Raw genomic sequence first — 10,708 nt, forward strand, 5'->3', positions numbered from 1 at the left:
TCCGATATGGACGCGTATTCTGACTGCGAGCTGTCGGATATCGGTGCCGCACTGGAAAGCTATGCCCGGTTTTGCGCCGAACAGATCGTGCCATTGTCTCATGTCGGCGACACCTTGGGTGCCCGGTTTGAGAATGGCCGTGTGACCATGCCCGAAGGTGACGCGCAGGCCTATGCTCGGTTTATCGAAATGGGCTGGCAGGCGCTGACCCATCCGGCGGAATATGGCGGCATCGGGCTGCCGCGTGCCGTGGGCGCGGCAGCGATAGAGATGCTGAATGCCGCCGACATGAGCTTTGGTCTTTGTCCGCTGCTGACCGACGGGGCGATCGAGGCGCTGCTGCTGACCGGCTCGGACGAGCAGAAAGCCACCTACCTTGGGCCGCTGATCGAAGGACGCTGGTCCGGCACGATGAACCTGACCGAACCGCAGGCGGGCAGCGATCTGGGCCGGGTGGCGACAAAGGCGGTGCGGCGCGCCGACGGCACCTATGGCATCTCTGGCACGAAGATTTTCATCACCTATGGCGCCCATGATCTGACCGAGAACATCATTCACCTCGTGTTGGCGCGCACACCTGATGCGCCATCCGGGCCGAAGGGGTTGAGCCTTTTCATCGTGCCGCAGAAACTGGTGGAACCGGACGGTACGCCGGGGGCCGAGAACGCGGTCAACTGTGTCAGCATCGAACACAAACTGGGCGTGCGTGCCAGCCCGACGGCTGTGCTGGAATACGACGATGCCACCGGATTCCTGATCGACGAGGAAAATAGCGGGCTGGAACACATGTTCATCATGATGAACGCCGCGCGGTTCTCGGTGGGTGTGCAGGGGATTGCGCTCTCCGAGCGGTCTTATCAGCGGGCTTTGGCCTACGCGCGCGACCGCGTGCAGAGCCGCCCTGTGAATGGTAAGAGCAAGCACGCCGTTCCGATCATCGAACACCCCGACGTGCGCCGCATGTTGATGCGGATGCGCAGCCTGACCGAAGGCGGACGGGCGATGGCCGCTGCGACTGCGGGGCTGTTGGACATGGCGCACCACAGGGGTGATCCCGAGACCATCGCAGAGGCCGAATTCATGGTCCCGCTGGTCAAGGGCTTTTGCACCGAACGCGCGGTCGAGGTCGCATCGTTGGGCATACAAATCCATGGCGGCATGGGCTTCATCGAAGAAACCGGCGCAGCACAGCACTACCGCGACGCTCGCATCCTGCCGATTTACGAAGGCACCACAGCCATTCAGGCAAATGACCTGCTGGGGCGCAAGGTGATGCGAGACGGGGGGGCAATCGCCCGCCTGTTCGCCGCCCGAATTGCGGAAACCGAATCAAGGCTGGCAAGCGGCGACGCATCGGCCCAGGCAATCGGCACAAGTCTCGCGCAGGCGCGCGGCGCTTTCGAAGCTGCTCTGGACTGGATGCTGGAAAACAGCCGCAAGGATATCGACGCGGCCTTTGCGGGCTCTGTCCCCTTCCTGATGCTTTCCGGCACACTGGCGGCGGGCTGGATGCTGGCCAAGGGGGCGCTGGCGGCGCAAACCGCGCGCGACGCGGGACAGGACACTGCGTTCCTGACCCAGAAGATCGCCACCGCGCTGTTCTATGCCCAGCACATCCTGCCCGAATGCGCCACCGAACAAGCCCGCATCCTGCACGGCGCACAAAGCCTGCTGGACGCGGCCTTCCCCGATTGATCCATCGAAAGGACCTAACCCATGAATGACGTCGTGAACCCCGACACCTACGAACGCCTCGCGATTTCCGCGCGTGACAATGGCCTCTATGTGGTGACGCTGAACCGCCCTGACAAACGCAACGCGCTGGATGTGCTCACCATCGAGGAGCTGATCCGCTTCTTCAGCGGCGCGCGCATGGCGGGCGTCAGGGCGGTGTTGCTCGAAGGCGCGGGCGATCACTTCTGCGCCGGTCTCGATCTCGTCGAACATTGGAAAGCCGACCGCAGCGCCGATGACTTCATGCACGTCTGCCTGCGCTGGCACGAAGCCTTCAACAAGATGGAATATGGCGGCGTTCCGATAATTGCCGCGCTCAAGGGCGCGGTTGTCGGGGGCGGGCTGGAACTGGCCAGCGCCGCCCATGTGCGCGTGATCGACCCCGGCACCTATTTCGCTCTGCCCGAAGGCCAACGCGGGATTTTTACCGGTGGCGGCGCGACGATCCGGGTGTCTGATATGATCGGCAAGTATCGCATGATCGACATGATCCTGACGGGCCGTGTCTATCAGGGCCAACAGGCCGTCGATCTGGGTCTGGCGCAATATATCACCGAAGACGGTGGCAGCTTTGCCAAGGCGATGGAACTGGCGGACAAGGTCGCGCAGAACTTGCCGCTGACGAACTTCGCGATCTGTTCGGCCGTCAGCCACATGAACAATATGTCCGGCATGGACGCCGCCTATGCCGAGGCCTTTGTGGGCGGCATCGTCAACACCCAGCCCGCCGCGCGCGAGCGTCTGGAAGCCTTCGCAAACAAGACCGCCGCCCGCGTGCGGCCCAACAGTTAAGCCAGGCGGATCCGGGATGCGTCAACATTTCGAGGCTCTTCAAAAGACAGAGGCCAACCATGTGCCCCTGTCGCCCCTGTCCTTCCTGCGCCGCGCCGAAAGCCTGCATGCCGCGCGCACGGCGGTGATCTATGGTGACATCCGGCGCAGCTGGGGCGAAACCTGTGACCGCATTCGTGCGGTGGCGGCAGGGCTCATGGAGCTTGGCGTTGCGCCGGGCGATACTGTCTCGGTGCTGAGCCCGAACATTCCCGAACTGTTCGAGCTGCATTTCGCACTCCCTCTGACAGGCGCGGTGCTGAACACGCTCAACACCCGGCTGGAACCCGAAACCATCGCCTATATCCTGGATCACGCGGATACCAGGCTGGTGGTTGTCGACCGCGAACTGGTGCCGCTGCTGTCACAGGCCTTTGACCGTCTTGGCCGCACGCTGCCCGTGGTCGAGGTCGCCGATCCGAATGCGCCCGGCGAAACCCTTGGCGGCCCGACCTATGAGAGCCTGCTGTCAAACGAGCCCTTGCCGGTTGTCCTGCCGGATGATGAATGGAATGCGATTGCGCTGAATTACACGTCCGGCACCTCCGGGCGGCCCAAAGGTGTCGTATATCACCACCGCGGGGCCTACCTGATGGCGCTTGGCACCGGAACCGCGTGGCAGATGCCACCCTATCCGGTCTACCTTTCGGTCGTGCCCATGTTCCACTGCAACGGTTGGGGGCATCCTTGGCTGATGGCGATGCTCGGGGGAACGATGGTCTTCACCCGCGTTCCGGCAGCAGACCGCATCCTTGCCGCGATCCGCACCCATGGCGTGACCCATTTCGGCGCAGCCCCCATCGTCTTGCAGATGCTTGCCGAGGCCGAAAGCAACGCCACGCCCTTTGTTCCCGCGATCCGCGTTCTGACCGCAGGCGCACCGCCGCCGCCTTCGGTGCTGGAAAAGACCCGAGCCATGGGGTTCGATGTCATGCAGGTCTACGGCCTCACGGAAACTTACGGCCATATCTCGCAGTGCCTCTGGCAAGAGGCGTGGGCCAGTCTAAGCCCGTCCGAGCAGGCCGAATTGCAGGCGCAACAGGGCATTGCCTTTCCCATGGTCGAAGAGGTCAGCGTAATCGACCGCGTTGGCGGCGGGCCTGTCCCGCGCGACGGCACCACGCAGGGTGAGATCGCCATTCGCGGCAACACGGTCATGGCGGGTTACTACAAGGACACAGAGGCTACCGCCGCGGCCTTTGCAGATGGCTGGTTCTGGTCCGGCGATGGCGCTGTCGTTCATGACAACGCCTATATCCAGATACGCGACCGCCTGAAGGACGTGATCATCTCGGGCGGGGAAAACATTTCCTCGGTCGAGGTCGAAGCCGTGCTTTACCGTCACGAGGCGGTTCAGGCTGCCGCCGTGGTCGCCATGCCGCATGAAAAATGGGGCGAGGTCCCCTGCGCCTTTGTGGAATTGCGTGACGGGGTACAGGCCACTTCGGACGAACTCATCGCCTTTTGCCGCGCCCATCTGGCGGGCTTCAAAGCCCCCAAGGCTGTCATATTCGCAACTCTTCCCAAAACATCAACCGGCAAGATCCAGAAGTTCCAGCTTCGCAATCGTGCCAAAGGCTTGGAGTAACCTGGAATGGCCCTGATTTCCCCTTCGCGCCGCCTGCGGCGGACCCCCTTTTCCAACGGCGTCGAGACCGCCGGAGTAAAGGCCTATACTGTCTACAACCACATGCTGCTGCCCACGGTCTTTCGTTCGGTGGAGGAGGATTACCACCACCTCAAGCAAGCTGTGCAGGTCTGGGACGTCGCCTGCGAACGGCAGGTTGAATTGCGCGGCCCCGATGCCGGGCGTCTAATGCAATTGCTAACCCCGCGCGACCTGCGGTCTATGCTGCCCGGACAGTGCTACTACGTGCCCATCGTCGACGAGACCGGCGGCATGCTGAACGACCCGGTTGCGGTCAAGCTGGCCGAGGATCGCTGGTGGATCTCCATCGCGGACAGCGACCTGCTTTATTGGATCAAGGGGCTGGCATACGGCTATCGCCTCGACGTGCTGGTGGACGAACCGGACGTGTCACCTCTCGCCGTGCAGGGCCCGCGCTCCGATGACCTGATGGCGGCAGTCTTTGGCGATGCGGTGCGCGACATCCGATTCTTCCGTTTCGCACATCTGGATTTCCAGGGGCACGACATGGTTGTTGCGCGATCGGGCTACTCGAAACAGGGCGGTTTCGAGATCTACGTCGAGGGTGAAGACCTTGGCATGCCGCTTTGGAACGCCCTGATGGAGGCCGGCAAGTCGATGGACGTTCATGCCGGCTGCCCCAACCTGATCGAACGGATCGAGGGTGGTTTGCTATCCTACGGAAACGACATGACCGACGACAACACGCCGCACGAATGCGGGCTCGGAAAGTTCTGCAACACCCAGACCGCGATTGGCTGTATCGGCCGCGATGCCTTGCTTCGCGTCGCCAAGGAAGGCCCGGTCAAGCAGATCCGTGCGCTGGAGATCGACGGCCCGGCCGTACCCGGCTGCGACCGCTGGTGGCCGCTGAAGCACGGGGTGAAAACCGTTGGCCGAGTCTCCTCGTCCGCCTGGTCGCCGGATTTCAAGACGAATGTCGCCATCGGCATGGTGCGCATGACCCATTGGAACGACGGCACCGAACTGACCGTCGAGACGCCAGCCGGGCCGCGACAAGCCAAAGTTCGCAAGAATTTCTGGGCCTAGCCGCGTTTCGTAACAACATTGGAGACAACACACAAGCTCATGGCATGGCCAAAGGGTTCATTCGAGCAGCACATCGGATGGTACTGTCGCAAACATTCGACTTTCTGAGCGCGCGTGATATGTCAGCGCTGTCAAGGAGTTGGCAAGAGGTGGTTGGCGTGATCGAGTTCAAGGGCGTGCATTATCCGAAGTCCGTGATCCTTCACGCAGTCTTCTTCTACCTCCGCTACGCCGTTTCCTACCGTGACTTGGAGGAGATCATGGCCGAGCGCGGCGTGAAGGTCGACCATGCCACGCTGAACCGTTGGGTAGTAAAGTGCGCGCTGCTAATCGCTGTCCGGGCGCAAGCGAGGAAGCGGCCCACCGCCACATCCTGGCGGATGGACGAGACCTACATCAAGGTGAAGAGCAAGTGGACCTATCTTTACCGGGCTGTGGATCGCGACGGCCAAACCCTTGAATTCCTGCTTTCCGAACGCCGAGACCTGTCCGCTGCCCGGCGCTTCTTCAAGCGAGCTATCGGCACCAACGGCGTGCCGGACCGGATCGTGATCGACAAGAGCGGTGCCAACCTGACCGGCCTGCAGGCGGTGAACGCTATCCTGAAGTTCACCGGCAACGGGCACACCATCGAGGTGCGGCAAGTCAAATATCTCAATAACATACTGGAACAGGACCACCGCTTCATCAAGCGGATCACCGGCCCCACGATGGGCTTCAAGGCGTTTCATTCAGCCGCCGCAACCCTCGCCGGGATCGAGACCGCCCACATGATCCGCAAGGGTCAGATCCCGGCAAACGGGACCACTGCTTTCCAGACTTTCGCGGCGCTGGCAGCATAATTATGTCCAGCGCTCACGCACTCTCAACCTGCACGAAAATTTGCGACATAACCTTTCGAAATGGAGGTCGCCATGAGAACCGGAGACCTCGCGCGGGTCGCGGGGCTTTCCGCCCGGCCCAAGCTGGGGTTCCGCTATATCGACGGCGACCGCTGCGACTGACATGATGCCGCCCCTGATCCTTCCGTTTCTCCTCTTGCTTGCCCTTTGCCTCGGCTACGCGATCCGTCGCGGCTCGGTTTGCGCCGTGGCAGCGGCCGAAAGCCTCGTGCGGCAACGCCGGACAGGGCGGTTGCGGTCCTTCGCGGTCACAGCAGCCGGGTCCGGCATCGTGATTGTCCCGGCGCACTGGGTGTGGCCGGATGCTGTCTCGCTGTCGCCCGGGTATCCGGTGAGCGCGACGGTGCTGGTGGCAGGGGCACTCTTCGGTCTTGGCGCAAGGCTCAACGGGGCATGCGCCCTCGGGACGCTGTCCAACCTGACCGGCGGCAACCTGTCCTATGCGGCCAGCGTGCTGGGCATGGTCGCTGGCGCCGTGCTGATCGCGATGGCAGGGCACGGCGGTGGCGCGGCGTCCGATCTCCGCCCATCGCCGCTCGAGGTGCCGACAACGGAGGCCATTGCTGCCGTTCTCATGTTCCTTGCGATTGTCGTCATCGCTCTCTCGCGGCGAATGCCCCGTTGGCTGCGGACGCTCCGTGATCCCTCCGCCATGCGCATAGGCCCTTACCGCGCCATGCTGTTGCTCGGCGTTTGTGGTGGGCTTCTCTATGCAATGGCCGGGCAGTGGACGTATCTCAGCGTTTTGTCGCAACGGGCGGCCGGACTTGTCGGCGCAGTCCCGTCGGAGGATGGTCTGGTGGCCATTCTCGCGGCGGCGGCGGTCGCAGCCGGAGGCGCGATCGCCGCTTGGAGGTCGGGCCACTTCCAGCTGCGCTGGGATGGACATCATGCCACTCTGCGCTGCCTTGGCGGTGGACTTGTGATGGGCGCCAGTGCCGCCGCGATCCCCGGTGGAAACGGCACGATGCTGATCTTTGGCCTGCCATCCCTGGCGCCGCATGCGCTGACCGGCTACGCCGCGATGATGGTGGTCCTGTGCCTGTCCTTCGTCGCGACCGGTCGCGACAGGTAAACCCTCAACTGTGGCGTGGGATTTCGGAGAGCGTCTCAAGATGGGCGGTCGTGATCGTATCGATCGTATCCAGCGCGGAGCCGGCCCGCACGAGAACCCGAAGCCCGATGTAAACCGCCAGCGTCGTCTTTGCCTTCTTATCAATGACGGCGGGTGTCCAGCCATGGTCGGCGGCGGCATCTGCCAAAGCCAGCCGAATGCCCTGCTCGATGTTCAGGAACATGGAAAGCACACGCTCCCGCGTATCGCCATCAGAGGCGGCCCGGTCCACTGCGGCGTTGCACAGGAAACACCCACGGCGGTCATCCCCGATGCGGACAGCGGCGGCAGGGGCGTCGAGGAATCGAGCCAGGCGCACAAGCCCCGAGCCAGCCGCAACATCCGAAAGGGCCGCGGCGGTGGGTTGGACCACCCGGTGGTCATAAAGATCGAGCGCGGCAAGCCAGACCGCATGTTTCTCACCATAGGCCTTGTACAAGCTGCCCCGGGACAGCTGCATGCCTTCCAGCAGATCCGCGAGCGAGACGTCCTCATACCCGTCGGACCAGAACAGCGCCATCGCGCGTTCTGTCGCCTCGTCCATGTCGAATTCGCGCGGTCGTGCCATCGCTGCACCTCCTGACGTCAGTATACCCGTAAGAAACCAATTGGTCCATAACTCACGAAAACGTGTGCTGAGGGTTATAGACCAATCGGTTCCTAACAGTTAGAAGCCGCATATCGCCACCGTGCGACCGCCTCGAACCCAAGGAAATTCGAATGACCGACTACTCGATACAAACCGTTGCCCGTCACGGGTCGCCGCTCAGCAATCACGGCCGTAACATCGCCGTCTTCGGGCTGGCTTTCGTGTTCGCCGCGATCGGCCTGATGAAATTCACCGCTTACGAGGCCGAGGCGATCCAGGGCCTCGTCGCCTCGAGCCCGCTCCTGTCCTGGCTCTATGGCGTCTTCAGCGTCCGCGGGCTTTCCGCAGCCATCGGTGTGGTCGAGGTTTCGGCCGCGATCCTGCTCGCACTTCGCCCCTGGTCTGCCCGGGCCGGTGCTGCCGGGGCGGCGGTGATTTCCGCGACGCTGATCACGACCGTGACCTTCCTGTTCACCGCCCCGGGCTGGGAGCCGAGCCTTGGTGGATTTCCCTTCCTGTCCGTCGTGCCCGGCCAGTTCCTGATCAAGGATCTGCCGTTGCTGGGTATCGCGCTCTGGGCGCTTGGCGATGCGCTCTCGGACCTGCGGCGCGGTTGAGCCGCGCCCCCTGACAATCGTCCCGACTTCTACCCACTCGAAACCCCCAAAACCCAAAGGAAACATGATATGTCCCGTATTTCCCTCGTCGATCCCGCAGTCGCAACCGGCCGCGCCAAGGACCTGCTTGACGGTGTTCGCAAGAGCATCGGCATGACGCCCAACCTGATGCGCGTCATGGCGCAGGAACCCGCTGTGCTGGACACCTATCTGCAGATCGGTGTCGCCTTGGGCACAGGCAGCTTTGATGCCTCGACCCGCGAGGCGATTGCCCTCGCCACCGCCGGGGCGAATGCCTGCGGCTACTGCGCCTCAGCGCATGTCGCCATCTCTTCGGGGATGAAGGTCCCGCAGGACGAGATTCTTGCCCGGCTCGGCGGTTCGTCCTCGGATCAAAAGCTGGCCGCTTTGCTGGTCTTTGCCCGCAAGGTCGTGGCCACGCGCGGTGAGGTGGCCGATGCCGACCTGGCGGCGGTGCGCGCCGCTGGTGCAACCGATGGCGAGATCGTCGAAACCGTGGCGAACGTCGTGGCCAACATCTTGACCAACTACATCAACCATGTCGCCCAGACCGTCATCGATTTCCCCGAAATCGATCCTTCGGCCCACAAGGTGGGCTGACGCAGGTCGGGTAAAAATCGGGATATGCGCGACCAGTGACAAGGCCGCGCGCAATCCAAGATGAACCGCATCAAGCCCCTGGTCCAACGTGTTGCGACCAGGGGCTTCGACCGTCAGGTCACAGAGTTCCCGAACGCAATCGCGAGTCCCCGACGCGCTGTGGGTCAAGCGCCCACGCGCGTTTGTGGCTTTTTCCTTTAGCGAAGCGGCGCGCTGCCTGCCGTGACGACTAAAGCCGCCCTGCCTTGCTCAGCGCGTTGACCACACGGTCGGCCATGCCGACACAACGCGCGCCGTCGAAGGGAAAGACCGTCTCGAAGCCGCCGCGAAGCTCTGCCTCAAGGCTGGCGCGCAACCGGCGGCGGGCACGGAACAGGCGCGTTTTCACTGTTATCTGGTTGAGCGAAAGGTCGGCTGCGATCTGGCGGATGCTCACGCCCTCGACCTCGTGCAGGAGGAAGGGCAAGCGCATATCGGAGGGCAGCGCGGCCACTGCGTGTTCCATTAGCGCGCGCATCTGCGCCCGGCCAAGCGCTGCTTCTGGCCGTTCGAAGCCAAGGCCCGGAAAGGTCAGAAGATTGGAGGAGTCGACGGGTCTTCGGTCACCGTGTCATAGCTTTCCTGCGGGCGCACACGGCGCTGATGCATCCGCGCGGCGTTGATGGTGATGCGGGTGATCCAGGTGGAAAACGCCGCCTCGCCGCGGAACTGTTCGATCTTGCGGAAGGCGGCTAGATAGGCCTCCTGACGACCTCTTCCGCCTCTGCGTCGCTATCGACGATGCCGCGCGCGACACGGAACAGGCGTGGGTTCAGACGCCGGACCAGTTCGCGCACGGCCGCCTCGCGGCGGGCAGTGTCCGGACCGGGCGGGAAGCGTCGATCAGGACGGCGTCGGGCGTCGCAAGGCCGATATCTGGTTCGGGCGTCTTGCTCTGGGTGTGCCGTGCCATCACGTTTCCTCGGGGTCGATGCGGCTTTGTCCAGGATCGCCCCGACCGTCGGAAAGGCCTGCAGTGCCGTTTCGGGCAGGTTGCCCGTGTCCTGCGCGGCGCCCTGCCAACCCGCATTCGAGGGCGGCCGACCACGATCCGACCACCATACCGGCCATCTCATGCGGCAGGCAGTAGTAATCGTGAACGCCGGGCACCTCCAGCGTCACCTCGAAGCTTTCGTCGGCAGCAGGAAGCCACTGTCCCACGGCGCAGCCCCGTCTGGGATGCGTGTCGTCCGGTCGAAAATCTCCGGGTGATAGGCGGTGGCGGTGTGGCTGTTCACGGATCGCGGTTGACAAAGCGCAGGGTCGTCCCCCGGCACAATGGCAAGTCCGATCGGGTTGAACCAGATGCGTTCGCCGCGTGGCGTGCCTCGCATCTCGATCACTTCAACCTGTTGCGCACGCAACAGGGACGGCGCAGCGAGGGTAGCGAGACTGCCACCCCGGCCGCCAGGATCTGGCGACGTGTCAGCATCACTCGGCCAGACGCCCGCGGGCTTCTTCGTCGTGAAAAAGTACGACATGGCGTGCGCGCCTCGACGCCCGGATGGCCGGCATTGTAGTAGATGTCGACGCTGGTGACGTTGTGCGCGCCGACATGCAGGT

The 10,708-nt window shown here is 63.3% G+C and carries 11 protein-coding genes and 2 pseudogenes; 8 read left to right on the plus strand and 5 right to left on the minus strand.

From position 1 onward, the window contains the following. The first annotated feature begins 6 nt into the window (after positions 1 to 6). The 6 genes from ACLGGT_RS20600 to ACLGGT_RS20625 all read left to right on the plus strand — a co-directional run bounded on the left by ACLGGT_RS20600 (position 7) and on the right by ACLGGT_RS20625 (position 7,240). Entirely contained in the window at positions 7 to 1,695 is a 1,689-nt protein-coding gene (locus ACLGGT_RS20600) for an acyl-CoA dehydrogenase (protein ID WP_437197495.1), read from the plus strand. Between the two features lie 21 nt (positions 1,696 to 1,716). Continuing rightward, positions 1,717 to 2,526, plus strand: coding sequence for a methylthioacryloyl-CoA hydratase (gene dmdD / locus ACLGGT_RS20605; protein ID WP_437197496.1), 810 nt, complete (start codon positions 1,717 to 1,719; stop codon positions 2,524 to 2,526). Positions 2,527 to 2,542: 16 nt separating this feature from the next. Next, a complete protein-coding gene (locus ACLGGT_RS20610) occupies positions 2,543 to 4,153 on the plus strand; it encodes an AMP-binding protein (protein ID WP_437197497.1) in 1,611 nt (536 codons plus the stop codon). A 6-nt stretch (positions 4,154 to 4,159) separates the two neighbouring features. After that, complete coding sequence (locus tag ACLGGT_RS20615; RefSeq protein WP_437197498.1) at positions 4,160 to 5,263, plus strand: dimethylsulfoniopropionate demethylase; 1,104 nt, start codon at positions 4,160 to 4,162, stop codon at positions 5,261 to 5,263. A gap of 158 nt (positions 5,264 to 5,421) precedes the next feature. Beyond that, positions 5,422 to 6,105, plus strand: coding sequence for an IS6 family transposase (locus tag ACLGGT_RS20620; protein WP_437197499.1), 684 nt, complete (start codon positions 5,422 to 5,424; stop codon positions 6,103 to 6,105). Between the two features lie 163 nt (positions 6,106 to 6,268). Continuing rightward, entirely contained in the window at positions 6,269 to 7,240 is a 972-nt protein-coding gene (locus tag ACLGGT_RS20625; protein ID WP_437197500.1) for a YeeE/YedE thiosulfate transporter family protein, read from the plus strand. Between the two features lie 4 nt (positions 7,241 to 7,244). Here the strand turns inward: ACLGGT_RS20625 and ACLGGT_RS20630 are convergent, their stop codons facing one another. Continuing rightward, complete coding sequence (locus ACLGGT_RS20630; RefSeq protein ID WP_437197451.1) at positions 7,245 to 7,847, minus strand: TetR/AcrR family transcriptional regulator; 603 nt, start codon at positions 7,845 to 7,847, stop codon at positions 7,245 to 7,247. A 152-nt stretch (positions 7,848 to 7,999) separates the two neighbouring features. On the opposite strand from ACLGGT_RS20630, the gene ACLGGT_RS20635 reads away from it, so the two are divergent. Both ACLGGT_RS20635 and ACLGGT_RS20640 read left to right on the plus strand, forming a co-directional pair. Then, positions 8,000 to 8,485: a YkgB family protein gene (locus tag ACLGGT_RS20635; RefSeq protein ID WP_437197453.1), complete on the plus strand. Its 486-nt coding sequence runs from the start codon at positions 8,000 to 8,002 to the stop codon at positions 8,483 to 8,485. 69 nt (positions 8,486 to 8,554) lie between these two features. Next, entirely contained in the window at positions 8,555 to 9,106 is a 552-nt protein-coding gene (locus ACLGGT_RS20640) for a carboxymuconolactone decarboxylase family protein (protein WP_437197455.1), read from the plus strand. 229 nt (positions 9,107 to 9,335) lie between these two features. On the opposite strand, the gene ACLGGT_RS20645 is transcribed toward ACLGGT_RS20640, so the two are convergent. The 4 genes and pseudogenes from ACLGGT_RS20645 to ACLGGT_RS20660 all read right to left on the minus strand — a co-directional run. Continuing rightward, positions 9,336 to 9,611, minus strand: coding sequence for a sigma factor-like helix-turn-helix DNA-binding protein (locus ACLGGT_RS20645; RefSeq protein ID WP_437197501.1), 276 nt, complete (start codon positions 9,609 to 9,611; stop codon positions 9,336 to 9,338). Between the two features lie 65 nt (positions 9,612 to 9,676). Continuing rightward, positions 9,677 to 9,841: pseudogene (locus tag ACLGGT_RS20650) on the minus strand (sigma factor); the annotation flags it as partial. Positions 9,842 to 10,057: 216 nt separating this feature from the next. Then, positions 10,058 to 10,306, minus strand: a complete 249-nt coding sequence (locus ACLGGT_RS20655; RefSeq protein WP_437197502.1) for a plastocyanin/azurin family copper-binding protein — start codon at positions 10,304 to 10,306, stop codon at positions 10,058 to 10,060. 178 nt (positions 10,307 to 10,484) lie between these two features. Further along, positions 10,485 to 10,708, minus strand: a pseudogene (locus ACLGGT_RS20660) (hypothetical protein); the annotation flags it as partial.

Origin of the sequence: Roseovarius sp. MS2 (assembly GCF_051447875.1) — a bacterium.
Classification (GTDB): Bacteria; Pseudomonadota; Alphaproteobacteria; order Rhodobacterales; family Rhodobacteraceae; genus Roseovarius; species Roseovarius mucosus_A.

What these genes read in the sequence shown, in the direction of transcription:
- ACLGGT_RS20600 (WP_437197495.1), top strand. Translation starts at nt 7, where the DNA reads ATGGACGCGTATTCTGACTGCGAGCTGTCGGATATCGGTGCCGCACTG.
- dmdD (WP_437197496.1), top strand. Translation starts at nt 1,717, where the DNA reads ATGAATGACGTCGTGAACCCCGACACCTACGAACGCCTCGCGATTTCC.
- ACLGGT_RS20610 (WP_437197497.1), top strand. Translation starts at nt 2,543, where the DNA reads ATGCGTCAACATTTCGAGGCTCTTCAAAAGACAGAGGCCAACCATGTG.
- ACLGGT_RS20615 (WP_437197498.1), top strand. Translation starts at nt 4,160, where the DNA reads ATGGCCCTGATTTCCCCTTCGCGCCGCCTGCGGCGGACCCCCTTTTCC.
- ACLGGT_RS20625 (WP_437197500.1), top strand. Translation starts at nt 6,269, where the DNA reads ATGATGCCGCCCCTGATCCTTCCGTTTCTCCTCTTGCTTGCCCTTTGC.
- ACLGGT_RS20630 (WP_437197451.1), bottom strand. Translation starts at nt 7,847, where the DNA reads ATGGCACGACCGCGCGAATTCGACATGGACGAGGCGACAGAACGCGCG.
- ACLGGT_RS20635 (WP_437197453.1), top strand. Translation starts at nt 8,000, where the DNA reads ATGACCGACTACTCGATACAAACCGTTGCCCGTCACGGGTCGCCGCTC.
- ACLGGT_RS20640 (WP_437197455.1), top strand. Translation starts at nt 8,555, where the DNA reads ATGTCCCGTATTTCCCTCGTCGATCCCGCAGTCGCAACCGGCCGCGCC.
- ACLGGT_RS20645 (WP_437197501.1), bottom strand. Translation starts at nt 9,611, where the DNA reads ATGGAACACGCAGTGGCCGCGCTGCCCTCCGATATGCGCTTGCCCTTC.